The following is a 24,616-nucleotide window of genomic DNA, read 5'->3' on the forward strand; positions in this document are numbered from 1 at the left end:
ACAGGCTGTCCGCCTCCGTCAGGCACTTCAGGCAATCCCGCCAACGCGTAGACCGCAAGAAGCGTGTTTCAGAAAAAGGGCGTGAATTCTAACGAAAAAACCCGCGACAAGCGCGGGTTTCTTCCAAACGGGTCAAGCGTGCTTACATGCGTTGCAGATCGCGTTGAGCCAACTGAGCGGCGGACGTGCCCGGGTATTGGGCCACCACCTGCTGCAGAATGCCTTTGACCTTGTCGGTATGACCGAGGCGGCGCTCTACATCAGCCAGCTTGTACAGCGAATCCGGCACTTTGGCGTGCTTGGGATACAGCTGCGAAACCTTGGCGAAAGCCTGACCTGCACCTTGCAGATCGCCTTTGGCCAGATTGACTTCGCCCAACCAGTACTGGGCGTTGCCCGCGTATTGGCTGTTCGGGTATTTGCGCAGGAAAGCGGCAAAAGCCTGGCTGGCCTTGTCGAAATCCTTGGCTTTGATCAGGTCGAAAGCGGCATCGTAATACAGCTTTTCCTTGGCCGGATCACCCGGTTCGCTGCTTGCAGCAGGTGCCTGGGCAGCAGCCCCGGCGCCAGCGGCAGCGCCGGCAGCAGCACTTGCATCGCCACCGGCAGAAGAATTCTCAGGAGTCGCGGCAGGTGCAACGCCGGATCCTATGCGCCGATCAAGATCCTGGTATCGCTCCAGGGATTCCTGCTTCATGCGCGCAACCTGATTCTGCAGTTCTTCAATCACACCTTGCTGGCGCGATATCTGATCCTGCATTTGTTGCAGTTGGTTGAACAGCATGCCTTGTGCCGAGGCAGGGGCCGAAGCCGCTCCCCCGGCATAGGCGCCGTTCGTACCGTAACCTGCAGGCGGATAACTGCTCCCGCTATTGTTATAACCGGAGTTGTCATCGACCACAGGAACCGCAGCCCACGCCGCAAGCGGCGCGAGGCTGAGAGCCAGAACAGTTACAGCACGACGGCACGTTCGCATATCGAATTACTTACGCAGTTCGACGCGACGGTTTTGAGCCCAGGACTGCTCGTCGTTGCCGGTAGCAACTGGACGCTCTTCGCCGTAGGAAACCAGTTCCAGCTGAGCTGGGGAAACACCTTGCAGTACCAGGTAGCGCTGAACGGCTTTCGCACGACGCTCGCCCAGTGCCATGTTGTACTCACGAGTACCACGTTCGTCGGTGTTGCCTTCCAGAACAACGCGAGCGCCGTTTGCTTTCAGGTCTTTGGCGTGAACGTCCAGAGCGCGCATGGCTTCTGGCTTCAGGTCCGAGCTGTCGTATTCGAAGTAGAAGGTGGTGATTGCGCGCAGAGCAGCTTCTTCGCTCAGGGAACCGTCAACGGCACCAGTGTTTGCGCCGTAACCAGCGTTTGGATCAACAGCGCCTTCACCGGCGTTGTCGCCGCCTTTGGACGAGCAACCTACAGCTACAGCCATGGCCAGAGCCAGCGCAGCAAATTTACCAAACTTCAGCATTTCCATCGTGAAACTCCTAATGAACCCCAGTGTGTTAAGTAAAACGTGTAGCGCCCGCTCACTTCAGGTAAGGGGACCAGGACGGTTCTCTGACTTCGCCTTGAGCGGTAGGAAGCGGGAGCCTAACGCGTCCATTAATGGACACGAGCATCAAGACTCCCCGGCCCTGTTGGCGGGTGGCGTAGATTACCATGGTGCCGTTGGGCGCAACAGTAGGTGACTCGTCCAGAGTGCTATCAGTGAGGATCTTTACACTCCCTCGCTGCAGATCCTGAGCTGCCACCTTGAAATTGGTGAAGCCATCCTGACGATGGATCATCACCAAAGTCTTTTCATCTGCCGAAAGTTTCGGGTTGGCGTTGTAGTTACCTACAAACGTCACACGCTCGGCACCACCGCCACTGGCGCTGGTTTTATAGATCTGAGGCTTGCCGCCGCGGTCCGAGGTGAAGTAGATGGTCGAACCATCCTTGCCCCAGTACGGTTCGGTGTTAATGCCAGGACCTGCGGTCACACGGGTGATCTGGCGCGAAGCCAGGTTCATCACGTAAATGTCCGGGTTACCGTCCTTCGACAATACAAAGGCCAGGCGATCGCCGTTCGGCGACCAGGCTGGCGCGCCGTTCAGACCTTCGAAGTTGGTGATCTGCTCACGGCGACCGGTGTCGATGTTCTGCATGAAGATGCGTGGACGCTTCTGCTCGAACGACACGTAGGCGATGCGTTTGCCATCCGGTGCGAAGCGCGGCGACAGGATCGGCTCGCGCGATTGCAGCAGAGTCACGGCGCGGGCACCGTCATAGTCAGAACGTTGCAGGGTGTAACGCGTGTTCTTCTCGGAGAAACGTTCGGCTGTGACGTACAGCAGACGCGTCGAGAACGCACCTTCGATACCGGTCAGTTTCTGGAACGACTGGTCGGAGATGAAGTGCGCCATGTCGCGCAATTGCTCGGTGGTGCCGGAAACACTGCCGTCTGCCACTTTCTGCTCGGTGGCCACGTTGAACAGTGCCCACTGCACCTGCAGGCGACCGCCGGCTGGGGCAATGCTGCCAACCATCATGTATTGAGCACCCACCGCCTTCCAGTCACGGAAGATGATTTCGCTCGGCTGGCTTGGCTGGCTGATCATGTTTTGCTTTGGAATCGGCGAGTAGTAGCCCGAGTTACGCAAATCGTTACCAATGATTTCTGCCATGTCGTCCGGCAGCACGGCACCGCCCTGCATGCCGAACGGTACAACGGCGATCGGGGTAGCCCGATCGCTGCCGCTGGTAACCAGAATGTTCTTTTCATCTGCCATCGCGATCCCTGCCATGCAGCAGATCACGACCAGCATTCCTCGAAGAAGGTTTCTCACAAGGCTAGATCCTCAGGTGTGAATGTCATCTTGAATGAACGATACGGAGCGAAATCGCTCGGCTTCATTCCCTGCATTTCTGTCAAACGTCCAATATTCTTCACTGCCGCGACTGCCGAAGCATCAAACGGACCGTCGCCACTGGACTTGGCCACGCTGACCGAAGTCACCGTACCGTCCGGCAACATGCCGATTTGCAGCACGACCGTCATGCCTTTGCGTGCCGAAGGAGGACGAGCCCAACCTTCTGCCGCTCGCGCACGAATCAGGTCATCGAAACTGCCCGCGACTTCGTCACCCTGCTCATCAGCCAAGGCCTGCTGGCGCTGCGGCGTGTCGGAAAGCAGATCGGCCAAGGCCTGAGCCTTTTTGTCTTCGGTCGATTTACGTGCCGCATCCTGCGCTTTCTTCTTCGCAGCATCGGCAGCAGCTTTCTTCTTCGCTTCGTCGGCGATTTTCTTCTTCGCCTCTTCAGCTTCAGCTTTCTTCTTGGCGTCTTCGGCGGCTTTCTTCTTCGCGTCTTCGACGATCTTCTTCTTGGCTTCTTCAGCAGCGGCTTTCTTGGCCTCTTCTTCAGCAGCCTTTTTCGCTTCTTCTTCAGATTTCTTCTTGGCTATATCAGCCAATTGTTTTTCTTCGGCCTTTTTGGCTTCGGCGGTCTTCTTAGCTTCGTCGGCTTTCTTGGATTCATCAGCCTTTTTCGCCTCGTCTGCTTTTTTCGACTCGTCGGCCTTCTTGGCCTCCTCGGCTTTTTGAGCCGCTTCTTCTTTCTTTTGTTCCGCAGCGGCCTTGATCTCTTCCTGCTCGACCTTCTTCTGCTCCATCTGCTCGACTTCGGTCTGGCGCGCGGCGGATTTCTTCGCCTCACCCGCAATCTTCTGATTGGTCTGGGTGGTTGCCTGACTTTTCGATTTCAGCTGGTAGAGGGTCGCCTGGACAATCGGTTTGGCCGGCGGCAGCTCTGGTGTAAAGGCAAAACTGACGAACAGCATGCCGAACACCAGCACGTGCAGGACAATCGCCAGAACACTAGGCCAGAAGTAGCTTTCCGAGGCGGACGGCTCTCGCTGTTGCTGCATCAGGGGGCCTCGGTAATCAAACCAACATTACCGACCCCGGCTTTCTGCAACCCGCCCATGGCGCCCATGACGGAACCGTAGTCGACGGTTTTGTCACCGCGGATGAAGACCTGGGTACGCTTGCCGCCTTCAGTGCCGGCACGAATGATCTTGGTCACCGCGTCGGTCATTTGCGGCAGGGTCATGGCCCTGTCCTGTTGCTTCTCGGTATCGACTTCGCTGCCAAGGTTCCAGTAGTAGGTCTTGTCAGCCTTGATCGAAATGGTCAGGACCTGAGTGTTGTTGTCCTGCGGCAAGGCTTCGCTGGAAACCTTGGGCAGATCAACTTTCACGCCCTGATTGAGCATCGGCGCGGTCACCATGAAGATGACCAGCAGCACCAACATCACGTCGATGTAAGGCACCACGTTCATCTCGGCGACCGGCTTGCGCTTTTTGCGAGCTCGAGCGATTAAAGCCATTGGAAATTACCTGCTTATTCTTCGCTGGTGTGCACTTTGCGGTGCAGGATCGCCTGGAATTCATCGGCGAAGGTGTAGTAGCGGCCCAACAAGGTTTCGCTGCGAGCGGCGAAACGGTTGTAAGCGATTACCGCAGGGATCGCGGCAAACAGACCGATCGCTGTGGCGATCAGGGCTTCAGCGATACCCGGAGCCACAGTGGCCAGGGTTGCTTGCTGGGCGCTGGCCAGACCGCGGAAGGAGTTCATGATGCCCCACACGGTACCGAACAGACCGATGTACGGGCTGACCGAACCGACCGTGGCGAGAAACGGCAGGCTCTGCTCCAGTTTCTCTTCTTCGCGGGAGATGGCGACGCGCATGGCACGGGCCACGCCTTCCATGACTGCTTCAGGGTCGACACCCGGCTGCTGGCGCAGACGGGAGAACTCCTTGAAGCCGGCACGGAAAATCTGCTCCACGCCCGAATCCGGATCCGGGTTGCTGCCCGCCTGACGGTACAGTTTGGACAGGTCGATACCCGACCAGAAGCGCTCTTCGAAGCTCTCCAGGGCGCGTCGACCGGCACGCAGCAGATTGCTGCGCTGAAAGATCATGATCCATGAGGTCACCGATGCGGCTACCAGGGTCAACATTACCAACTGCACCACGATGCTGGCATTGCTGACCAGGCTCCACATGGAGGAATGGTCGACGACGTTAGCTTCCACGCTTTATCTCCTGCTTTGAGTGTGTACCCGGGCCGACCGCGTCGGCAAAGGCCGCACGCAAGTCTTCGGGAAGGGCCCGGGGTTTCAAACTGTTAGTGCGCACACAGGCCACCAAAAACTGCCCCTCGCAGAGCAGCACATTATCCGTAGCCCGCCTGACCTGCTGTTTGAAGCGCAGGCTGGCACGGTTCAATTCGATTACTTCAGCGCTTACCAGCAGTTCATCGTCCAGTCGCGCCGGCGCGTGATAGCGCGCTTCGCTGGAGTGCACGACAAACAACAGGTCCTCCCCGGCAAGCTGCGATTGGGCAAAGCCCAGCTCGCGAAGCCGCTCGGTTCGAGCCCGTTCCATAAACTTGAGGTAATTAACGTAATACACGATGCCGCCCGCATCGGTGTCCTCGTAATAAACGCGACAACGATGTGCGAACGGCTCAAGCCCGTTTTGCGCGCGCATACTCTAGTGCTTACTCCTCAGGTTGCCAATCCGGCCAGGCAACTGTTTTTCATGGTTTCAGAGCTTTACCGTAAAAGTACCGTCCTCTGACAGTACAAACCCTGAATAAATCGACAACAAATGTGTATTAGTCGTCCACGGCATCGAGAAACTCGTCTGCCACGGGCATTTCACCCATTCGTGACGGAATGTTTAAACCGAAGTGCAGGTACGCATGCCGCGTCACCACCCTGCCCCGCGGTGTGCGCATGATGTAGCCCTGCTGAATCAGATACGGTTCCAGCACATCTTCAATGGTGTGACGTTCTTCACTGATCGCAGCGGCGAGGCTGTCGATACCGACCGGGCCGCCATCGAACTTCTCGATCATGGTCAGCAGCAGACGCCGGTCCTGATGATCGAAACCGTGTTCGTCGACATCCAGCAGGTTCAACGCCAGATCCGCCACCGCTTTGGTGATGTGACCCTTGGCGCGGACTTCGGCGAAGTCACGCACCCGGCGCAACAGACGGTTGGCGATTCGCGGCGTACCACGGGCACGACGTGCGATTTCGAACGAACCGTCCGGATCCAGTGGCAAACCGAGGATGGCCGCCGAACGGCTGACAATCGTCGCCAGATCGGCCGTGCTGTAGAACTCAAGACGCTGGACGATACCAAAGCGGTCACGCAACGGATTGGTCAACATGCCGGCGCGGGTCGTTGCACCCACCAGAGTAAACGGCGGCAGATCGAGCTTGATCGAACGCGCTGCCGGCCCTTCGCCAATCATGATGTCGAGCTGGAAATCTTCCATCGCCGGATACAGCACCTCCTCAACGATCGGCGACAGACGATGGATTTCGTCGATGAAAAGCACATCGTGCGGCTCAAGGTTGGTCAGCAATGCGGCCAGATCACCCGGACGTTCAAGTACCGGGCCGGATGTGCTCTTGATCGACACGCCCATTTCCTGGGCAATGATGTTGGCCAGCGTAGTCTTGCCCAGACCCGGCGGACCGAAGATCAGCGTGTGGTCGAGGGATTCACTACGACCACGGGCAGCCTGGATGAACAGCTCCATCTGCTCGCGCACGGTCGGCTGGCCAATATAGTCGGCCAGGCTGACCGGACGAATCGCGCGGTCCTGGACTTCTTCGCGCTCGCGCGGGCTGTGCGCGGCGGCGATCAGACGATCAGCTTCAATCACTTAAATCATTCCCTTCAGGGCGCGGCGGATCAGGTCTTCACTGCTCAAATTCTTGTCCTTGATGGCGGTAATCGCCTTGCTCGCTTCCTGCGGCTTGTAACCCAGGGAAATCAGCGCGCTGACCGCATCGTTTTCGGCGGTATTGACCGGCGCTGGCCCGTCCGGTTGGTTCGGGACGAGCGCGAACATCGCCGGCGAGGTTTCCCAAGCCTTGAAGCGATCCTTGAGTTCGACCAGCAAACGCTCAGCGGTTTTCTTGCCGACACCCGGCACCTTGGTCAGGGCCGAGGTGTCCTGAGACTGCACGCAGCGGATCAGTTCGTCGACTTCCAGACTCGACATCAAGGCCAGCGCCAATTTCGGCCCGACACCATTGAGACGGATCAACTCGCGAAAAAAGTCTCGCTCACGCTTGCCGGCGAAACCATAGAGTAATTGCGCGTCTTCGCGTACGACCAAATGGGTGTGCAAGGTCAGCGGTTCACCGACCGACGGCAGACGATAAAGGGTGGTCATGGGCACTTCCAGCTCATACCCGAGGCCGTTTACATCCAGAATCAGGTGCGGCGGCTGTTTCTCAGCCAGGGTGCCGCGCAAGCGTCCAATCACGTTTCAGATCCTTGAGCGTTGGCCAGCCGTGGGCTGGCGACTGTCGAAAGGCGGATTCCGGGCCGACGACCCAGGCGCAGGAAATCCGCTTTCAGGAAAATTGATGCTGATGCTATCAGAGACGCAGGCGCCCGCCACGACTGCGTGCCGTTCCCAAACCGTGCGGCAGCAGACTGGAGCGGGTGTGCGCATGGCAAATGGCAATGGCGAGGGCGTCCGAGGCATCGATTTGCGGTTTGCTGGTCAGCTTGAGCATGTGCATGACCATCATCTGCACTTGTTCTTTATTGGCGGCGCCGGTGCCGACCACAGCCTGCTTGACCTGAGTGGCCGTGTATTCGGCGATCTCCAGGCATTCTTCAGCACCGGCGACAATCGCTGCGCCACGGGCCTGCCCAAGCTTCAACGCCGAATCGGCGTTTTTCGCCATGAACACTTTTTCGATGCCCATGGTCACCGGGCCGTAGGTCTGGATGATCTCGCGGACCCCGCGATAGACGATTTGCAGGCGCTCGTGCAGCTCGCCGGCGCCAGTGCGAATGCAACCCGAGGCCACATAGATGCAGCCGCCACGCCCGGTATCGCGAACAATCCCGTAACCGGTAATGCGCGAACCGGGGTCGATACCAAGAATTAAAGTCATAACGCCTGCAGATTCGGTAAAAGCACGATTTTCAAATCAACCCATAACAAATGTGGGAGCGAGCCTGCTCGCGAAAGCGGTTTCATCATCAGCAACGATGTTGCCTGAAAATCCGCCTTCGCGAGCAGGCTCGCTCCCACATTGAATCGTAGTCGCTCTTAACCGAGCTGAGCGGCCACGTCTTCCGGAATATCAGCGTTGGAATAGACGTTCTGCACGTCATCCAGATCTTCAAGCATGTCGATCAGCTTGAGTACCTTCTCCGCACCTTCCAGATCCAGCTCGGCGCTGGTGGTCGGCTGCATGACGATTTCCGCGTCATCACCCTTGAATCCAGCGGTTTCCAGCGCGTTTCGCACCGCATAGAAACTGGTGAACGAGGTGAACACATCGATCGAGCCGTCTTCGTGGCTGACCACGTCATCGGCATCGGCTTCCAGCGCCGCTTCGGTCAGTGCGTCTTCATCAACGCCCGGCGCGAAGCTGATCTGGCCTTTGCGCTCGAACAAGTAAGCCACCGAACCGTCGGTGCCGAGGTTGCCACCACACTTGCTGAACGCATGGCGAACGGCTGCCGCAGTACGGTTGCGGTTGTCGGTCATGCACTCGACCATCACCGCTACACCGCCCGGGCCGTAACCTTCGTAGGTCAGCTCTTCAACGTTGTCGGCTTCGGTGGCACCGGCGCCACGCGCGACGGCGCGGTCAATGATGTCGCGGCTCATGTTCGCGCTCAGCGCTTTATCCAGCGCCAGACGCAGACGCGGGTTGGAGCCCGGATCACCGCCGCCCTGACGGGCCGCAACGGTCAGCTCGCGGATCCACTTGGTGAAGATCTTGCCTCTCTTGGCATCCTGACGTTCTTTGCGGTGCTTGATGTTCGCCCACTTGGAATGACCTGCCATAACTCGCTCCGAATTCTCTTTGAAACGTTGCCCGCCCTGCACATGCAGCGGCCAGCAAACAAAAAATCTCGACCTGCTCTCTATAGATAGAAAAAAGGCGCATCCGAAGATGCGCCTTCAGGCCCGTCTTACTCAGCCTTTGGCGTTTCGCGCAAACGAATGTGCAGTTCGCGCAGTGCCTTGGCATCCACCACACCCGGTGCCTGCGTCATCACGTCGGCAGCACTCTGGGTTTTCGGGAAGGCGATCACTTCACGGATCGACTGGGCGCCGGTCATCAGCATTACCAGACGGTCCAGACCGAAGGCCAGACCACCGTGCGGCGGTGCACCGTACTTCAGCGCGTCGAGCAGGAAGCCGAACTTCTCTTCCTGTTCCGCTTCATCGATACCCAACAGACGGAAGACCGACTGTTGCATCTCTTTGCGGTGGATACGGATCGAACCGCCACCCAGCTCAGTGCCGTTCAGCACCATGTCGTACGCGCGGGACAGAGCGCCAGCCGGGTTGGCTTCGAGCTCTTGCGGCGTGCACTTTGGCGCGGTGAACGGGTGGTGCAGCGCCGAGAAGCTGCCGTCGTCGTTCTCTTCGAACATCGGGAAGTCGACGACCCACATTGGCGCCCACTCGCAGGTCAGCAGCTTGAGGTCGTGACCGAGCTTGATGCGCAGTGCGCCCAATGCTTCGCTGACGATCTTGGCCTTGTCGGCGCCGAAGAACACGATGTCGCCATCGACTGCGCCAACGCGATCAAGGATCACGTTCAGCTTGTCTTCAGGGATATTTTTCACGATCGGCGATTGCAGACCTTCAACTCCGGCTGCACGCTCGTTGACCTTGATGTACGCCAGGCCCTTGGCACCGTAGATGCCGACGAACTTGGTGTAGTCGTCGATCTGCTTGCGCGGCATGCTCGCCCCGCCTGGAACGCGCAGTGCGGCGATACGGCATTTCGGATCGTTGGCCGGGCCGCTGAACACTTTGAAATCGACTTCTTTGAGTTGATCGGCAACGTCGACCAGTTCCAGCGGGTTGCGCAGGTCTGGCTTGTCGGAACCGTAACGGCGCATGGCTTCTTCGAAGGTCATGTGCGGGAAATCGCCGAATTCCAGACCCAGCACTTCCTTGAACAGGTTGCGGATCATTTCTTCGGTCAGGCCCATGATCTCTTTTTCATCGAGGAAGCTGGTCTCGATGTCGATCTGGGTGAATTCCGGCTGGCGGTCAGCGCGCAGGTCTTCGTCGCGGAAGCACTTGGCGATCTGGTAGTAACGGTCGAAACCGGCGACCATCAGCAGTTGCTTGAACAGCTGCGGCGATTGCGGCAGGGCGAAGAACGAACCAGCGTGAGTGCGGCTTGGCACCAGATAGTCACGTGCACCTTCAGGGGTGGCACGGGTCAGGATCGGCGTTTCGACGTCGAGGAAGCCGTTCTCGTCGAGGAAGCGACGGATGCTGGTGGTCATGCGCGAACGCAGACGCAGCTTCTCGGCCATTTCCGGACGACGCAGGTCGAGGAAGCGATAGCGCAGGCGAGTTTCTTCGCCAACGTCGGAGAACTCGTTCAGCGGGAACGGCGGGGTTTCCGACTCGTTCAGCACTTCCAGTTCGTAGCCCAGCACTTCGATCATGCCCGACGCCATGTTGGCGTTGGTGGCACCGGCCGGACGCAGACGCACCTTGCCGGTGATCTTCACAACGTATTCGCTGCGCACGCGATCGGCAGCGGCGAAGCTCTCGGCGCGATCCGGATCGAATACCACCTGGGCCAGACCGTCACGATCACGGATATCGAGGAAAATCACCCCGCCGTGGTCGCGACGACGGTGAACCCATCCGCAAAGGGTAATTTCCTGACCTTCCAGGCTTTCGTTCAGTTGGCCGCAATAGTGGCTGCGCATCATGGTAGTGGTTCGCTTCTCGTAATTCGAAATTCGGTAGAGATCCCGTCGCACACAAGCTGGGTGCGGCATCGGAAAACTCACGCGTGTCGTTCGACCTGGGCCTGAACCCTAGTCAGATTTGTCGCCACCGGCCAGATTCTTCTTGGCGCCGGTCTTGAAGTCGGTTTCGTACCAGCCGCCGCCGCTCAGGCGAAAACCCGGCATGGACAGCTGTTTCTTGAGCTCTGGTGCCTGGCAGGCAGGGCAGTCGACCAGCGGTGCATCGCTGATCTTTTGAATGGCTTCCAACTGATGACCACAGGAAGCACATTGGTAATCGTACATCGGCATGGGGGTGTCTCGGCGATCAGATTGCCACCGCGCGCAGGGCTTTGCGGCGAAAGAGCGGGATTATATCGATTAAATGCAGCCTGTGCAGCCGTAAGACTGCACAGGCCGCGACCTCGTTTGCAATCGCCGTTTCAGAGCGATTCGGTCGATGCAGCTTCCTTGATGCCGTTCATGACGCACACCACCCGTACAAGCGCGCTGAAATTCTTCACCCCGCCATGCCGCAGATGCACTTCACGGTCGACATGAGACAACAGCGAGCTGACCGAACAGCAATTTTGCGCGGCCATCGTGCCGAGGATGTTCCAGTAAACCTGCTCAAGCCGCAGGCAGGTTGCATAACCGTTCAGACGTACGGATCGTGACGATGGCTGAACCAGTGCCATGTCGAATTCGTTGACGAACGGATCGACTTTCAATTCATGTGGCAAGCCGACAATCCTGTCGCCTCGCCTGTCTCCCTCTACCATATCGGTGACACTCCTTTGCCATCTCTGCTTGTTTGAAAAGTCACATCCTGTGGCTTTCATAAAAGCGCAGACACAAAGTTATATCCAGACGACTTATTGACCATCTCCGTAGGATAAGCCAACGATACAAGTAAGATTCCGGACAGCGCACGACCCTCGACCGACTGGCTCGTGCGCCCGGATGATTATGCTTCCAGCAACGCGCGCAGCATCCACGCGGTTTTCTCGTGCACCTGCATGCGCTGGGTCAGCAGGTCTGCGGTCGGCTCATCGCTGACCTTGTCGAGCAGCGGAAAAATGCCGCGCGCCGTGCGCGTAACGGCTTCCTGGCCATCAACCAATTGTTTGATCATGTCTTCGGCACTCGGCACACCCACTTCTTCCTTGATCGAAGAAAGACGTGCGTACGTGGCATAGGCGCCCGGCGCCGGAAAACCCAAGGCGCGAATGCGCTCGGCGATCGAATCCACGGCCAGCGCCAGCTCGTTGTATTGCTCTTCGAACATCAAGTGCAGCGTGCGAAACATCGGGCCGGTGACGTTCCAGTGGAAGTTGTGGGTTTTCAGATACAGCACGTAGGTGTCCGACAACAGACGGGATAGTCCTTCGACGATGGACTTGCGATCTTCTTCACTGATACCGATATCGATTGCCATATTTACCCCCTAACGGCGATTGAATTCATCCAACAGGTGCAGACCCACTCTAGCAAGGCAACCGACACCCCGCAGCCCCGATTGGCTGCAAACGCTGCGACAAATCGACCGACGCCATGCCGCTGGCCGGGCTGATTTGAGTAGCCGCAGGCTTTGCTGTTAAATAGGCAGTGTGTCGCCATGCCCCATTTTTCGGGGCGTTGCGCATAGGCTGATGCCGTGAACGTGTCCACCGCCTCTTATTTTGTTCCGAAGCGAACCGTGCGCCTTCAGCTCTTCCTTGTGAGCCGTCATAAACGTGAGTCAATCAAAATGTTGAAAATCGTCCACCTGCTAATGGGCGCAGCGGCCTTGCTGCTGTCGTTCATACCCAGCTTGAAATCCGAAGCCGTTCCCTACCTGCAACAACCCGATGCACTTTACCTGGCCTTTTTCGGCCTGCTGAACCTGGTGATTGCCCCAGTGATTCCTTTCTGGAACAAAGGCCCTCGTCAGCATCTGCAAAATCTGGTCAGCGCTCTTCTGGTGCTGACTGTCGTCCTGCAAACCTTGACCCTGATCGCCCCGATGCCCGTCATCGCCGGCCAGCCAGCCGTGCTGTTCACCCTGGTGATCGCGCTGGTTGCCGTGGTCTTGCATCTGGCTGTGAGCTTCTATCGTTCTTCACCGGCTGCCGCTCCAACCAGCTATGACATGACCAATCGCGATACCGGTACCGTCAAGTGGTTCAACACCTCCAAAGGCTTCGGCTTTATCTCCCGGGATTCCGGCGATGATATTTTCGTGCACTTTCGCGCGATCCGTGGTGAAGGTCACCGCGTACTGGTCGAAGGCCAGCGCGTGGAATTCTCGGTGATGAACCGGGACAAGGGCCTGCAAGCCGAGGACGTGATCGCCGCTCTGCCGCGACGCTGATCCAGGCATAAAAAAACCGCGAGCAGCCTGCTGTTCGCGGTTTTTTTACGCCGGGTGAAAAGTACCCGCGTCAGTAGTGCGGCGGCGGCGCCTCGTCTTCGAAGGACTCGAACTGGCCGACCATCTCTTCCTGGCGCTTGAGCAGGGCTGCCATCTGCAATTGCAGGCGCTCAACCACGCGCTGTTGGGCTACCAGCACGTCGTTCAATGCCTGAATGGTGTCATCCTGAAACGCCAGACGGCTTTCCAGATCGGTAACGCGTTCTTCCAGGCTCATGACTCAGCCCTCCACAAAGGTGAAATGCTCGGTCAGGACCAGTCGCAACCGCTCGCGAATGGCGGCGACCTGCTCGACACTGTAAGGCTTGGCCGGGTGCTTGCCCCAGACCGGCGCTGGCCAGGCCGCGTCATCGCGTTTACGCACAATCACATGCATGTGTAACTGGCTGACGACATTACCCAGGGTTGCGACGTTCAGCTTGTCGGCGTCGAACAGATCCTTGAGCAACTCAGCCAGTGCGGTGGTTTCCTGCCATAACTGCTGTTGATCGGCGACATCCAACTGAAACAACTCACTGATATCGTCGCGACGAGGCACCAGGATAAACCAAGGGTAATTGGCGTCATTGGACAGCAGCAGTCGGCAAAGAGGGAAATCACCGATCGTCAGCGTGTCCTGTTGAAGTCGTGAATCTAAAGCAAACACTGCGCGCACTCCCGGCTGATCTTCATTATTCAGCTTAGCGGCCCTCCTCGCGAACGGCGCGACCAAGCGACAGGACGGCAGCATACCTGCGAATGCGCCAGCCTTCACGAAGGCTTGATGACGAACCGCTGCAAACGCCCCGGGATGGGACATTTACTCGCGCCATGCACCAGCACAGCACCAAGACACACTTCAAGCGTGGAGAAATGACCGAGAAAGACTGACTCGTTCAGCATCCAGCCAGCTCTCAACTGTATGAATACCGAACAGCTGTAAAATTTTTTGCACCAAAAACGCACAGTGCGTCTACGCTCACTGCGTCAGGCATCCGCCAAATACTCACTGGCGGGGTGAACCGGTAACGTTTTTGGTTGTCACGCTCGATCCTGCGTGTGGCAACACCATAGAAGGAATGGCGTCAAGCCCTGATAAAAAGGGGCTTGGCGTCCAGCATTTATGAGGTTTTTACAGTGACAGGCGGGCGTTCAGAAAAATAACCGCAACGAAATTGCGGTTTGTGCACGCTTGTTGCATTCGTACCCATATGGACTATAAGCGCACCACGGGAAGTGGATGCCTTAAGCCCCATAAGAATAGTGGCAGGGTTGCCCGATGGAGATTCAAGTGTTTTGCCAGGGACTCTTTTTTACCGATGCAAAAAGGCCCAGAAACAGCGATAAAGTTGTCAGTCCGGCTGCATTGGTACTGTGAATTTGCGACATCCACCACGCCATTTGCGACAACGTCGTAAAGATGCTGAAAGGTTGGATCAGCAAGTATCGCCAACATTGTCGGCGTGATATAAGTTTGCGCCGACACAAAAAGAAAGAGCCGCCCAGATAATAAAACAGGTGGGACGGCAGTACTCTTCTAAAACCAAAGGAGCAAATCACGATGCGCGTGATGAAGTGGAGCATGATCGCACTGGCAGTTGCTGCAGCCGCCAGTACTCAAGTGGCTACGGCCGCACCGTTTGTAAGTGACCAGGCTGAAGCCAAAGGTTTTGTTGAAGACGCGAAGTTTGATGTGTTGCTGCGCAACTATTACTTCAACCGAGACAGAAAAGCCGGATCAAACGATCAGCGAGACTGGACTCAAGGTTTCCTGAGCAACTTCAGCTCCGGTTACACCCAAGGTACCGTCGGCGTGGGTGTTGATGCGTTCGGCTACCTGGGCATCAAACTGGATGGTGGCGATGGCACCACAGGCTCGGGCAACACCAGCCTCGACTCCCAAGGTCATGCCAACGACTCCCTCGGTAAAGCAGGCGCAGCGATCAAGGCCCGCATCTCCAAGACCGAGCTGAAATTCGGCGAGTTCCAGCCAAGCACCGCTCCAGTCTTCGCCGTTGGCGGCTCCCGTCTGATTCCTCAGACCGCAACCGGTTTCCAACTGCAAAGCAGCGAAATCGACAACCTGGATCTGGAAGCAGGCCACTTCTACTCGGCCTCCAGCCAGGACGAGATGAACAGCGATGGTGAGTTGCACTCGCAGTACTCCAGCACCGGTGAAAACCCTGTCACAGGCAAAACCATGGACTTTGCCGGTGGTAAATACGGCATCACCGAGAACCTGAGCGTCTCGCTCTACGGTTCGAAGTTCAAGGATATCTGGAACCAGTACTACAGCAACGTGAACCTCACCACCCCGATCAGTGGTGACACTTCGCTGAACACCGACTTCAATATCTACCGCACCACTGACAGTGGCGATTCCAAAGCCGGTGACATCAGCAACACCACGTTCTCTCTGGCAACTGCGCTCTCGTTCCTGAAAGCACACACCGTGACTCTGGCCTTCCAGAAGGTCAATGGTGATACGCCGTTCGACTACGTCGGCGTGGGTGACAACAACCGTGGTGGCGACTCGATCTTCCTGGCTAACTCCATCCAGTACTCCGACTTCAACGGCCCTAACGAAAAATCTGCACAGATTCGTTACGACCTGAAAATGGCCGAGTACGGCGTTCCGGGCCTGAGCTTCATGACCCGTTACGTAAAAGGTTGGGACATCGACGGCACCAAAATGGACGCCAGCAGCCCATACAACTCTTACGGTTACGGCGAAGATGGCAAGCATCACGAAACCAACCTTGAAGCCAAATACGTAGTTCAGGCCGGCCCTGCCAAAGACCTGTCCTTCCGTATTCGTCAAGCATGGCACCGTGGCAACGCCGACCAGGCTGAAGGCGATATCAACGAGTTCCGCCTGATCGTCGACTACCCACTGTCGATCTTGTAATCGCCAAACACTAGTTTGCGGTAACAACAAAAAGGCCCATCTTACGATGGGCCTTTTTTATTGCCTGTCACTTGCAATAGTTGCCTGACCGACAAGTCAGGCAATTAATTAGCAACCTATCATTGTGTTACCGATTCCTGCACCACACGAATCACGCGTTGCGGAAAAGGAATATCAATGCCGGCAGTCTTTAAACGATCACGCGACTGTTCGTTAAACATGAACATCACGTCCCAGTAGTCTGCAGTTTTAACCCACACACGCAGCGAAACAGTGATCGAACTGTCGCCCAGCGTCGAAATCACGGCCTGTGGCGCAGGATCCTGCAAGACACGCTCATCCTTGGCCAGATCCAGCAGCACTTGACGGGCTTTTTGCAGATCGGCTTCGTAATCAACGCCTACATCAAACACGACTTTACGAGTCGGCTGACGGTTGGTGTTGGTGATGATGCCGTTCGACAGGTTGCCGTTCGGTACGATGATGGTCTTGTTGTCGCCGGTACGCAGTACCGTGTGGAAAATCTGGATGCTGTCGACAGTACCCGCCACACCTTGCGCTTCGATCCAGTCACCGATACGGAACGGGCGGAACAACAGAATCAGCACGCCACCGGCGAAGTTCGCCAGGCTGCCTTGCAAGGCCAGACCGATGGCCAGACCGGCAGCACCGATCGCAGCAACGAACGAGGTGGTTTCAACACCGATCATCGACGCGACGCTGACAATCAGCAGCACTTTGAGAATGATGTTCGCCAGGCTGCTGATAAAGCCTTGCAGGGCCAGATCGGCATTGCGCAGGGCCAGCAGACCGCCGAGCTTTTGCGTGACCTTGTTGATCAGCCACCAGCCAATGGCCAGGGTAATCACTGCCAGCAGCACGCGGCTGCCGTATTCCATGATCATTGGAATCCACGCCTGGGATGCCTTGACCAGGTTGTCCACCTCAGCATTCAAATCCATGTTCTATCTCCTGATTTCCGGCCATTCGGCACGCGAAAAATAAGCGGCAGAAACCCGCCGGGTGTACACAAAACAATGTGGGAGCGAGCCTGCTCGCGAAGGCGGTGTGTCAGTCAACTCATTGCTGAATGACACGGCGCCTTCGCGAGCAGGCTCGCTCCCACAGGTCATCTGACCGAGCTTAGTCGCGGAAGTTGTTGAACTGCAGTGGCATGCCGAATTCCTTGGCACGCAGCGCCGCGATGGCCTCTTGCAGATCATCACGCTTCTTGCCAGTCACACGCACTTGCTCGCCCTGAATGGCCGCCTGCACTTTGAGTTTGGCGTCCTTGATGTGGCCGACGATCTTCTTCGCCAGTTCCTTGTCGATGCCTTCCTTGAGCACGGCGTCCTGCTTCATCAGCTTGCCCGATGCGTAGGCGTCTTTGACTTCAAGGCACTGCACGTCGATCTTGCGCTTGACCAGCGCCAGCTTGAGGATTTCGATCATCGCTTCGAGCTGGAACCCGGCTTCAGCGGTCAGGCTCACGGTGAGGTCCTTTTCCTTGAACTCGAAGCTGCCTTTGCCTTTCAGGTCATAACGACGATCGAGTTCCTTCACGGCGTTCTCGACCGCGTTGGTGAGTTCGTGTTTGTCCAGTTCGGATACCACGTCGAACGACGGCATGTAATCTCTCCAATAAAAAGGCGCGCTCGATGTGGATGGAGCGCGCTTGGCTTGCGGTTAAAATCGGGCTCATTATAACGGGTCTTTTCCCACCGACACGGCGAGCCGCACATGCCTGTACGCAATCGAGCAAAAAACTGATGGCCACCCCCTGGCATATTCTCGGCGCTGGCAGTCTCGGCACACTGTGGGCCACACGTCTGGCTCGCGCCGGCCTGCCGGTCAGACTGATCGTGCGCGATGCCGAACGCTTGCAAAGCTATCAGGCTGCGGGCGGCTTGACGCTGGTGGAGCAAGGTGTGGCGAGCAGCTATGCGGTTCCCGGCGAAACACCCGACAGTCCCGAGCCGATCCGCCGTTTGCTGGTGGCCTGCAAAGCCTACGACGCCGAAAACGCCGTCGCCCGCCTCGCCCCACGACTGACAGCGGACGCCGAACTGATCCTTCTGCAAAACGGCCTCGGCAGTCAGGACGCCGTCGCCAACCGTGTGCCAATGGCACGTTGCATCAGCGCTTCAAGCACCGAGGGTGCATTTCGCGATGGCGACTGGCGCGTAGTGTTTGCCGGCCACGGCTTCACTTGGCTGGGCGACGCTGGCCATCCGGTTGCACCGATCTGGCTGGACGATCTCGACGCCGCGAAAATCCCCCACGAATGGAGCACCGATATCCTCACGCGCTTGTGGCGCAAACTGGCACTCAACTGTGCGATCAATCCGTTGACCGTGCTGCACAATTGCCGCAACGGTGGTTTGCAGGAACACCATTGCGAAGTCGCCACCCTGTGCGCCGAACTCGCTGAGTTGCTGGAGCGTTGCGGCCAGCCGGCCGCCGCCGACAATCTGCAACAGGAAGTCGAGAGGGTCATCCACGCCACCGCCGCCAATTACTCATCGATGTTTCAGGACGTCGCCAACCAGCGCCGCACCGAAATCAGCTATCTATTGGGCCACGCCTGCAAAGTCGCCGCCCGCCACCAGTTGAACCTGCCGCACCTCAATCAATTGCAACAGCGGCTGATCGCGCATCTGCACAGCCGTGGATTGCCCAGCGACTGAGCAGCGGCTACGCTGGCCACTTGTTCCTTTGCTGCGATAAACCTGATGCCATTGCGCCAGCGTCTCGAAAACCTGCCGGTCGGCCAGAAACTGCTGGCCGCCCTGCTGGTGCTGTTGACCACTGTTCTGCTGGTCGCCAACCTGACCTTTATCAGCGCCGCCTATTACATCTCTCAGGAAAGCATGGCGCCGCAGGCCTTGCAGACCATCGGCCGACTGATTGCCAACCCCAGTCTGGTCAGCGAAGCCCTGCAATCGCCGCAAAGCGCCGAACGCCTGCTCAAGGAACTCGACAGCTATTCGCCACTGCGCGCTGCCGCGTTGTATGACGGCAAGGGTGAACGCCTTGCGCAAGTCCAGCGCGGCGACAAACTCAACCTGCCGGAACGCTATCGGCATGTCGAAGCGTGGCAACTGACCGAGTTTCGCAGCAACCAGTTGATCACCCTGCCCCGCCCCGGCACCGCACCGGGCCACTTGTTGCTGGTGGCCAGCAGCGAACTGCCGATGGCGTTCTACACCGGCACGCTGACCGCCAGCCTCGGCATTCTGATTTTCAGTGTGTTGCTGTGGCTGGTGATTGCCCGGCAGATCAAACGTCTGATTACCCGCCCGATTCATCAGTTGGAAGAGCTCTCGCGCCAGGTCACCCGCGAAGAAAACTACGCCCTGCGCGCCTCACGCGGCAACCACGACGAAATTGGCAGCCTCGCCGAGGCCTTCAATACCATGCTGTCGCGCATCGAAGCCCGCGAGCAGCAACTCAAGCGCGCCCGCGATGACTCGCAAGCCGCCTACGATCAGGCACAGGGGCTGGCCGAGGAAACCCGCCACACCAACCGCAAACTGGAACTCGAAGTCCAGGTGCGCAGCAAGATCGAGAAGAAGCTCACCGGTTTCCAGAACTACCTCAACAGCATCATCGACTCGATGCCCTCGGCGCTGATCGCCCTCGACGAGCAACTTTACGTCACCCAATGGAATCAGGAGGCCAGCGCCCTCTCCGGCACGCGACTGGACGAAGCGCTGAACCAACCGATCTTTCTCGCCTTCGAACCGCTCAAGCCGTTTCTGCCGCAACTCAAGCAGACCGTCGAACAGCACACCGTAGCGAAAATCGAGCGGGTAACGTGGTTCAAGGATGAAGAACCGAAGCATTACGCGCTGACGTTTTATCCATTGATGGGCGGTGCCGGGCGTGGCGTGGTGATCCGCATCGATGACATCACCCAGCGTCTGTCGCTGGAAGAAATGATGGTGCAGTCGGAAAAAATGCTCTCGGTCGGTGGCCTCGCCGCCGGCATGGCCCATGAAATCAACAACCCGTTGGGCGCGATCCTGCACAACGTGCAAAACATCCGGCGACGCCTGTCCGCGGATCTGCCGAAGAACCTCGAAACCGCCGAGCAACTGGGCATCGAACTGGACACGGTGAACCGCTACCTGCAGGGCCGCGAAGTGCCGCAATTGCTCGATGGCATTCAACAGGCCGGCGCTCGGGCAGCGAAAATCGTCACGCACATGCTCAGCTTCAGCCGTCGCAGTACCCGGCAAATGGCGCCGTGCGATCTGCCGGCACTGATCGATCAAGCCGTGGAAATCGCCGGCAACGACTTCGACCTGGCCATCGGCTTCGACTTCAAGGGGCAGGCGATCATCCGTCAGTTCGACCCGGCGCTCGGCCCGGTGCCGGGCACCGCCAACGAACTCGAGCAAGTACTGCTCAACCTGTTGAAAAATGCCGCGCAGGCCATTCACCAGCGTGAAGACGATAGCGAGCCGGGAAGAATCATCCTGCGCACCAAACTCAATCCGCCATGGGCTGAAATCCAGGTCGAAGATAACGGCATCGGCATGAGCGAGAACGTGCGCAAACGCACCTTCGAGCCGTTCTTCACCACCAAGGAAATCGGTCAGGGCACCGGGCTTGGCTTGTCGGTGTCGTATTTCATCATTACCAACAATCACAAAGGGCAGATGGAGGTGCAGTCGGCACCGGGCCAGGGCACGTGTTTCACCCTGCGTCTGCCGTTGACGCCACCGCTGCCCATCGCTGCCGAAACCAATCAATTATCGAGGTAACCCATGGGCTTTCGCCTGTCGAAAATCTACACCCGCACCGGCGACAAAGGTGAAACCGGCCTGGGCGATGGCCGCCGTGTACCCAAGGATCATCCACGCATCGAGGCGATTGGCGAAGTCGACACGCTGAACAGTCAGGTCGGCGTGTTACTGGCCGGGTTGCTGGCCGAGCGCGAGACGTATCCGGGGCTGAATGAACTGATCGAGGTGTTGGCGCCTTGTCAGCATCGCTTGTTCGATCTGGGTGGCGAGTTGGCGATGCCGGCGTATCAGGCGCTGAATGCGGCGGAAATCGAGCGGCTGGAAGCAGCGATTGATGTGTGGAATGAGGAGCTGGGGCCGCTGGAGAATTTCATCTTGCCGGGCGGTTCGATGCTGATTGCGCAGGCGCATGTGTGCCGGAGCCTGGCGCGGAGTGCCGAACGGCGTTGTCAGCATTTGAATGCGATCGAGCCGTTGGCCGGGGTTGGGCTGGCTTATATCAATCGGTTGTCGGATTTGCTGTTTGTGGCGGCGCGGTTGATTGCGCGGCGGCAGGGGATTGCGGAGATTTTGTGGCAGCCAGCGGTAAAACCTGCAGAAATCTAGCGCCTGAAAGATCGCCTTCGCGAGCAGGCTCGCTCCCACATTTGATTGCATTCCAACTGAAGAAATCCGATCAACTGTGGGAGCGAGCCTGCTCGCGAAGAGGTCGGCAGCCTTTACAGAGAGTCAGGCCAGAACGCGCGAATCCCCGCCACACCTTGAGCGCCGTGGCCCCAGGCTTTTTCGCGCTCCGCCGGGCCAACCCCACCCAACAGAAAAACCGGCTTACTAAAGCCTTCGATCAACGTCGAAGCCTGCTCCCAGCCCAGCGGCTGCGCATCCGGGTGAGTCAGCGTCGGTTGCACCGGCGACAGCGTGACGAAATCCACACCCATCTGCTCGGCGAGGGCCAACTCTTCAGCGTTGTGGCACGACGCCGCCAACCAACGCTCCGCCGGTAACGGCCGCCCCGCCGCGGCGTATTTGCGCAGCTGCGCAGAGGTGATGTGCCAGCCGGCAGAGGGGAAATCACCGAGCCATTCGAACGGCCCCTTGATCATCAGTTGCGCCTTGCCCGCACACAGCCCGGCCGCATCGACCGCCAGATCGCGATACTTGGGGTCATAGCCGTTCGGTGCGCGCAGCTGGATCAGTTTGATCCCGCCGGCAATCGCCTTCTGGATACCGCGCAGCAGAGCCGGGGTTTCCAGATCCTCAGGGGTAATCAGGTACTCCGCCGGCAAACGCGCCGCCGCAACGATCGGCTGGTTGGCGGCCGGGAACTCGTAGTTCGCCAGTTCTTTCGCGGTAACCCAGGCCAATGGCTGGCCTTCGGCACCGTGGGGCTCGCCGGTGAATGCCGAGACTTCCCAGACATCCAGCAACACCTGCTTGTCCGGATAGTCGTGACGGACTTTGATCAACGGCCGTGCAGCGCCAACGACGATGCCCAACTCTTCGTGCAGCTCACGGGCGAGCGCGCTTTCGACCGACTCGTCGGCCTCGACCTTGCCGCCGGGAAACTCCCACAAGCCGCCTTGATGCTGGGTGTCGGCACGGCGGGCGATGAGGATCTTGCCGCTGTCGTCACGGATGACAGCAGCGGCGACGTGTACGCGTTTCACGGAATCAACTCCTCCAGTCCAGCCTTTTGCCACGCTTTGAAGGCGGGCCATTGGTAGACGGTTTCAACATAGGCTTGGTCGGCGGCCGGCAGCTGCACTTGGTAGGTGCGCAGACGCACGGCAATCGGTGCGAAAAAGGCGTCGGCCAGACTCAAACGACCGAACAGATACGGCCCGCTCTCGGTCGCGGCGGCGCGGCATTCGGCCCACAGCGCGAGCATGCGCTCGATGTCGACCTTCACTTCTGGCGGCACCGGGTTCAGCGGCGCGTCATGGTTGAGGTTGAACGGCATGTGATTGCGCATGGCGAAGAAGCCGCTGTGCATTTGTGCGCAGGCGGACCGGGCTTGGGCACGGGCGAAAATATCGTTCGGCCAGAGCTGTTCGGACGGGAACTGTTCAGCGAGGTATTCGGCAATCGCCAGGGAGTCGGCAATCGTGCCGCGCGCCGTTTGCAGCAGCGGGACTTTAGCGGTTGGCGAATGCTTGAGCAGCAACTCGCGGGTGTCGGGCTTGCCGAGTTTGATCAGTTCTTCGCTGTAGGGTGCGCCGGTCAGCTCGAGTGCCAGTGCGGCACGCAGGGACCAGGAGGAAAGCAGTTTGTCGCCGATGATCAGGTGCAGGGACATGGTGTGGCGCCTTTTCGTCAGAGGAGAATCCTGGAGACTTGCATTCTTTGAGCTGCCGTCTTCGCGAGCAGGCTCGCTCCCACATTGGATTGTGTTGCCACAAATCCCCTGTGGGAGCGAGCCTGCTCGCGAAAGAAGCGACCCGGTCTTGGATCAAGTGCGGTATTCAGCGTTGATCTTCACGTATTCATGCGACAGGTCGGTGGTCCAGATGGTTTCGCTGCAATCGCCGCGACCCAGTTCGATGCGGATAGTGATTTCTTCCTGCTGCATCACCGCCGAGCCCTGGGCTTCAGTGTAGGTCGCCGCACGGGCGCCACGGCTGGCGATGCACACGTCACCGAGGAACACGTCGATCTTGCTCACGTCCAGATCCGGCACGCCGGCACGGCCGACAGCGGCGAGGATACGGCCCCAGTTCGGGTCAGAGGCGAACAACGCGGTCTTGATCAGTGGCGAGTGGGCCACGGTGTAGCCGACGTCGAGGCATTCCTGATGGTTGCCGCCGCCATTCACTTCAACGGTGACGAACTTGGTCGCACCTTCGCCGTCACGCACGATGGCCTGGGCCACGTCCATGCACACTTCGAACACCGCTTGCTTCAACTTGGCGAACAGCTCGCCTTCAGCGCGGGTGATTTCCGGCAGTGCGGCCTTGCCGGTTGCGATCAGCATGCAGCAGTCGTTGGTCGAGGTGTCGCCGTCGATGGTGATGCGGTTGAACGACTTGTTCGCGCCATCGAGCATCAAGTTGTGCAGGACGTCACGGGAGACTTTGGCGTCAGTGGCGATGTAGCCGAGCATGGTCGCCATGTTCGGGCGGATCATGCCTGCGCCTTTGCTGATGCCGGTGACGGTGATGGTCACGCCGTCATGCTCGAACTGGCGGCTGGCACCCTTTGGCAGGGTGTCGGTGGTCATGATCCCGGTAGCAGCGGCTTCCCAGTTGTTTTCCGAGAGGTCGTCCAGCGCGGCTTGCAGCGCGCCTTCGATCTTCTCGACCGGCAGTGGCTCGCCGATCACGCCGGTGGAGTACGGCAAAATCTGCTCGGCAGCAACGCCGGTCAGCTCGGCCAGTTTGGCGGTGGTACGTTCGGCAGCGGCCAGACCCGGCTCGCCGGTGCCAGCGTTGGCGTTGCCAGTATTGGTCAGCAGGTAACGCACGGCATTCTGTACGCGTTTCTTCGCCAGGATCACCGGTGCGGCACAAAAGGCGTTCAAGGTGAACACACCCGCCACGGTCGAGCCTTCGGCGCAGCGCATTACGACAACATCTTTGCGCCCGGGGCGCTTGATGCCGGCCGAGGCGATACCGAGTTCAAAACCGGCAACCGGGTGCAACGTTGGCAAAGGACCAAGACCAACAGCCATGAATGCGCTCCTTACTCAATGATGTCAGCACCGCCACGCGCAGTGACGGTGGTTTAAATGGCAAAACGCCGCGACGGCAGGAGCCGGTC

27 protein-coding genes are annotated in these 24,616 nt (G+C 58.4%); 5 read left to right on the plus strand and 22 right to left on the minus strand.

The genetic code is table 11. The features are described from left to right. Positions 1-142: 142 nt before the first annotated feature. The 15 genes from ybgF to AB4N44_RS10640 all read right to left on the minus strand — a co-directional run bounded on the left by ybgF (position 143) and on the right by AB4N44_RS10640 (position 12,247). Positions 143-976, minus strand: a complete 834-nt coding sequence (gene ybgF / locus AB4N44_RS10570) for a tol-pal system protein YbgF (RefSeq protein ID WP_007912724.1) — start codon at positions 974-976, stop codon at positions 143-145. A gap of 6 nt (positions 977-982) precedes the next feature. Next, entirely contained in the window at positions 983-1,480 is a 498-nt protein-coding gene (gene pal / locus AB4N44_RS10575; protein WP_003178634.1) for a peptidoglycan-associated lipoprotein Pal, read from the minus strand. Between the two features lie 52 nt (positions 1,481-1,532). Continuing rightward, entirely contained in the window at positions 1,533-2,813 is a 1,281-nt protein-coding gene (gene tolB, locus AB4N44_RS10580) for a Tol-Pal system beta propeller repeat protein TolB (protein WP_016983828.1), read from the minus strand. A gap of 17 nt (positions 2,814-2,830) precedes the next feature. After that, positions 2,831-3,913, minus strand: coding sequence for a cell envelope integrity protein TolA (gene tolA / locus AB4N44_RS10585; protein WP_460108989.1), 1,083 nt, complete (start codon positions 3,911-3,913; stop codon positions 2,831-2,833). After that, on the minus strand, positions 3,913-4,365 hold the full coding sequence (gene tolR / locus AB4N44_RS10590) for a protein TolR (RefSeq protein WP_161806672.1): 453 nt from the start codon (positions 4,363-4,365) through the stop codon (positions 3,913-3,915). The genes tolA and tolR overlap by 1 nt, the downstream gene beginning before the upstream one ends. 23 nt (positions 4,366-4,388) lie before the next feature. Beyond that, positions 4,389-5,084, minus strand: a complete 696-nt coding sequence (tolQ, locus tag AB4N44_RS10595; protein ID WP_008080223.1) for a protein TolQ — start codon at positions 5,082-5,084, stop codon at positions 4,389-4,391. After that, entirely contained in the window at positions 5,074-5,541 is a 468-nt protein-coding gene (ybgC, locus tag AB4N44_RS10600; protein WP_064119107.1) for a tol-pal system-associated acyl-CoA thioesterase, read from the minus strand. The genes tolQ and ybgC overlap by 11 nt, the downstream gene beginning before the upstream one ends. Positions 5,542-5,668: 127 nt before the next feature. Then, positions 5,669-6,730: a Holliday junction branch migration DNA helicase RuvB gene (ruvB, locus tag AB4N44_RS10605; protein ID WP_460108987.1), complete on the minus strand. Its 1,062-nt coding sequence runs from the start codon at positions 6,728-6,730 to the stop codon at positions 5,669-5,671. Then, positions 6,731-7,339, minus strand: a complete 609-nt coding sequence (ruvA, locus tag AB4N44_RS10610) for a Holliday junction branch migration protein RuvA (protein WP_003227522.1) — start codon at positions 7,337-7,339, stop codon at positions 6,731-6,733. A gap of 115 nt (positions 7,340-7,454) precedes the next feature. After that, positions 7,455-7,982, minus strand: coding sequence for a crossover junction endodeoxyribonuclease RuvC (gene ruvC / locus AB4N44_RS10615; RefSeq protein ID WP_007962095.1), 528 nt, complete (start codon positions 7,980-7,982; stop codon positions 7,455-7,457). 158 nt (positions 7,983-8,140) lie between these two features. Beyond that, positions 8,141-8,887, minus strand: coding sequence for a YebC/PmpR family DNA-binding transcriptional regulator (locus AB4N44_RS10620; RefSeq protein WP_460108985.1), 747 nt, complete (start codon positions 8,885-8,887; stop codon positions 8,141-8,143). 128 nt (positions 8,888-9,015) lie between these two features. Then, positions 9,016-10,791 (minus strand): aspartate--tRNA ligase, encoded by a 1,776-nt coding sequence (gene aspS / locus AB4N44_RS10625; RefSeq protein WP_038366634.1) that lies wholly within the window; start codon positions 10,789-10,791, stop codon positions 9,016-9,018. A 108-nt stretch (positions 10,792-10,899) separates the two neighbouring features. Next, on the minus strand, positions 10,900-11,121 hold the full coding sequence (locus tag AB4N44_RS10630; protein ID WP_085730262.1) for an FmdB family zinc ribbon protein: 222 nt from the start codon (positions 11,119-11,121) through the stop codon (positions 10,900-10,902). A 131-nt stretch (positions 11,122-11,252) separates the two neighbouring features. Next, on the minus strand, positions 11,253-11,591 hold the full coding sequence (locus AB4N44_RS10635) for a ribbon-helix-helix domain-containing protein (protein ID WP_127929518.1): 339 nt from the start codon (positions 11,589-11,591) through the stop codon (positions 11,253-11,255). 185 nt (positions 11,592-11,776) lie between these two features. Beyond that, on the minus strand, positions 11,777-12,247 hold the full coding sequence (locus tag AB4N44_RS10640; RefSeq protein WP_034153422.1) for a Dps family protein: 471 nt from the start codon (positions 12,245-12,247) through the stop codon (positions 11,777-11,779). Between the two features lie 312 nt (positions 12,248-12,559). Between AB4N44_RS10640 and AB4N44_RS10645 the strand changes: the two genes are divergently transcribed. After that, positions 12,560-13,162 (plus strand): cold-shock protein, encoded by a 603-nt coding sequence (locus AB4N44_RS10645; RefSeq protein ID WP_007912746.1) that lies wholly within the window; start codon positions 12,560-12,562, stop codon positions 13,160-13,162. Positions 13,163-13,232: 70 nt separating this feature from the next. On the opposite strand, the gene AB4N44_RS10650 is transcribed toward AB4N44_RS10645, so the two are convergent. Next, entirely contained in the window at positions 13,233-13,439 is a 207-nt protein-coding gene (locus tag AB4N44_RS10650) for a SlyX family protein (protein ID WP_038366649.1), read from the minus strand. Positions 13,440-13,442: 3 nt separating this feature from the next. Continuing rightward, positions 13,443-13,868, minus strand: a complete 426-nt coding sequence (locus tag AB4N44_RS10655) for an HIT domain-containing protein (RefSeq protein ID WP_127930443.1) — start codon at positions 13,866-13,868, stop codon at positions 13,443-13,445. An 894-nt stretch (positions 13,869-14,762) separates the two neighbouring features. On the opposite strand from AB4N44_RS10655, the gene AB4N44_RS10660 reads away from it, so the two are divergent. After that, positions 14,763-16,109: an OprD family porin gene (locus AB4N44_RS10660; protein WP_150774433.1), complete on the plus strand. Its 1,347-nt coding sequence runs from the start codon at positions 14,763-14,765 to the stop codon at positions 16,107-16,109. 119 nt (positions 16,110-16,228) lie between these two features. On the opposite strand, the gene AB4N44_RS10665 is transcribed toward AB4N44_RS10660, so the two are convergent. Together AB4N44_RS10665 and AB4N44_RS10670 are read right to left on the minus strand one after the other, a co-directional pair. Then, positions 16,229-17,071 carry a mechanosensitive ion channel family protein gene (locus AB4N44_RS10665; protein WP_127929520.1) on the minus strand — a complete coding sequence of 281 codons (843 nt, stop codon included), beginning with the start codon at positions 17,069-17,071 and terminating at the stop codon, positions 16,229-16,231. A gap of 181 nt (positions 17,072-17,252) precedes the next feature. Further along, positions 17,253-17,738, minus strand: a complete 486-nt coding sequence (locus AB4N44_RS10670) for a YajQ family cyclic di-GMP-binding protein (RefSeq protein WP_007912755.1) — start codon at positions 17,736-17,738, stop codon at positions 17,253-17,255. Positions 17,739-17,878: 140 nt separating this feature from the next. Between AB4N44_RS10670 and AB4N44_RS10675 the strand changes: the two genes are divergently transcribed. Genes AB4N44_RS10675 through AB4N44_RS10685 form a run of 3 tightly spaced genes read left to right on the plus strand, consistent with a single transcriptional unit; the run spans position 17,879 to position 21,466 of the window. Further along, positions 17,879-18,796: a putative 2-dehydropantoate 2-reductase gene (locus AB4N44_RS10675; protein WP_460108981.1), complete on the plus strand. Its 918-nt coding sequence runs from the start codon at positions 17,879-17,881 to the stop codon at positions 18,794-18,796. A gap of 45 nt (positions 18,797-18,841) precedes the next feature. Further along, complete coding sequence (locus AB4N44_RS10680; protein ID WP_127929522.1) at positions 18,842-20,878, plus strand: sensor histidine kinase; 2,037 nt, start codon at positions 18,842-18,844, stop codon at positions 20,876-20,878. 3 nt (positions 20,879-20,881) lie between these two features. Further along, positions 20,882-21,466 (plus strand): cob(I)yrinic acid a,c-diamide adenosyltransferase, encoded by a 585-nt coding sequence (locus tag AB4N44_RS10685; protein WP_455806074.1) that lies wholly within the window; start codon positions 20,882-20,884, stop codon positions 21,464-21,466. A gap of 113 nt (positions 21,467-21,579) precedes the next feature. Here the strand turns inward: AB4N44_RS10685 and AB4N44_RS10690 are convergent, their stop codons facing one another. The 3 genes from AB4N44_RS10690 to argJ all read right to left on the minus strand — a co-directional run bounded on the left by AB4N44_RS10690 (position 21,580) and on the right by argJ (position 24,527). After that, positions 21,580-22,527, minus strand: a complete 948-nt coding sequence (locus AB4N44_RS10690) for a Nudix family hydrolase (protein WP_127929524.1) — start codon at positions 22,525-22,527, stop codon at positions 21,580-21,582. After that, positions 22,524-23,156 carry a glutathione S-transferase family protein gene (locus tag AB4N44_RS10695; protein WP_150750363.1) on the minus strand — a complete coding sequence of 211 codons (633 nt, stop codon included), beginning with the start codon at positions 23,154-23,156 and terminating at the stop codon, positions 22,524-22,526. The genes AB4N44_RS10690 and AB4N44_RS10695 overlap by 4 nt, the downstream gene beginning before the upstream one ends. 153 nt (positions 23,157-23,309) lie before the next feature. Next, positions 23,310-24,527, minus strand: a complete 1,218-nt coding sequence (gene argJ, locus AB4N44_RS10700; RefSeq protein WP_397482330.1) for a bifunctional glutamate N-acetyltransferase/amino-acid acetyltransferase ArgJ — start codon at positions 24,525-24,527, stop codon at positions 23,310-23,312. Positions 24,528-24,616 lie beyond the last annotated feature (89 nt).

The organism is Pseudomonas sp. S3_C06, assembly GCF_054667675.1.

What these genes read in the sequence shown, in the direction of transcription:
- ybgF (WP_007912724.1), bottom strand. Translation starts at nt 976, where the DNA reads ATGCGAACGTGCCGTCGTGCTGTAACTGTTCTGGCTCTCAGCCTCGCG.
- pal (WP_003178634.1), bottom strand. Translation starts at nt 1,480, where the DNA reads ATGGAAATGCTGAAGTTTGGTAAATTTGCTGCGCTGGCTCTGGCCATG.
- tolB (WP_016983828.1), bottom strand. Translation starts at nt 2,813, where the DNA reads ATGCTGGTCGTGATCTGCTGCATGGCAGGGATCGCGATGGCAGATGAA.
- tolA (WP_460108989.1), bottom strand. Translation starts at nt 3,913, where the DNA reads ATGCAGCAACAGCGAGAGCCGTCCGCCTCGGAAAGCTACTTCTGGCCT.
- ybgC (WP_064119107.1), bottom strand. Translation starts at nt 5,541, where the DNA reads ATGCGCGCGCAAAACGGGCTTGAGCCGTTCGCACATCGTTGTCGCGTT.
- ruvC (WP_007962095.1), bottom strand. Translation starts at nt 7,982, where the DNA reads ATGACTTTAATTCTTGGTATCGACCCCGGTTCGCGCATTACCGGTTAC.
- AB4N44_RS10620 (WP_460108985.1), bottom strand. Translation starts at nt 8,887, where the DNA reads ATGGCAGGTCATTCCAAGTGGGCGAACATCAAGCACCGCAAAGAACGT.
- aspS (WP_038366634.1), bottom strand. Translation starts at nt 10,791, where the DNA reads ATGATGCGCAGCCACTATTGCGGCCAACTGAACGAAAGCCTGGAAGGT.
- AB4N44_RS10630 (WP_085730262.1), bottom strand. Translation starts at nt 11,121, where the DNA reads ATGCCGATGTACGATTACCAATGTGCTTCCTGTGGTCATCAGTTGGAA.
- AB4N44_RS10635 (WP_127929518.1), bottom strand. Translation starts at nt 11,591, where the DNA reads ATGGTAGAGGGAGACAGGCGAGGCGACAGGATTGTCGGCTTGCCACAT.
- AB4N44_RS10640 (WP_034153422.1), bottom strand. Translation starts at nt 12,247, where the DNA reads ATGGCAATCGATATCGGTATCAGTGAAGAAGATCGCAAGTCCATCGTC.
- AB4N44_RS10645 (WP_007912746.1), top strand. Translation starts at nt 12,560, where the DNA reads ATGTTGAAAATCGTCCACCTGCTAATGGGCGCAGCGGCCTTGCTGCTG.
- AB4N44_RS10650 (WP_038366649.1), bottom strand. Translation starts at nt 13,439, where the DNA reads ATGAGCCTGGAAGAACGCGTTACCGATCTGGAAAGCCGTCTGGCGTTT.
- AB4N44_RS10660 (WP_150774433.1), top strand. Translation starts at nt 14,763, where the DNA reads ATGCGCGTGATGAAGTGGAGCATGATCGCACTGGCAGTTGCTGCAGCC.
- AB4N44_RS10665 (WP_127929520.1), bottom strand. Translation starts at nt 17,071, where the DNA reads ATGGATTTGAATGCTGAGGTGGACAACCTGGTCAAGGCATCCCAGGCG.
- AB4N44_RS10670 (WP_007912755.1), bottom strand. Translation starts at nt 17,738, where the DNA reads ATGCCGTCGTTCGACGTGGTATCCGAACTGGACAAACACGAACTCACC.
- AB4N44_RS10675 (WP_460108981.1), top strand. Translation starts at nt 17,879, where the DNA reads ATGGCCACCCCCTGGCATATTCTCGGCGCTGGCAGTCTCGGCACACTG.
- AB4N44_RS10680 (WP_127929522.1), top strand. Translation starts at nt 18,842, where the DNA reads ATGCCATTGCGCCAGCGTCTCGAAAACCTGCCGGTCGGCCAGAAACTG.
- AB4N44_RS10685 (WP_455806074.1), top strand. Translation starts at nt 20,882, where the DNA reads ATGGGCTTTCGCCTGTCGAAAATCTACACCCGCACCGGCGACAAAGGT.
- AB4N44_RS10695 (WP_150750363.1), bottom strand. Translation starts at nt 23,156, where the DNA reads ATGTCCCTGCACCTGATCATCGGCGACAAACTGCTTTCCTCCTGGTCC.
- argJ (WP_397482330.1), bottom strand. Translation starts at nt 24,527, where the DNA reads ATGGCTGTTGGTCTTGGTCCTTTGCCAACGTTGCACCCGGTTGCCGGT.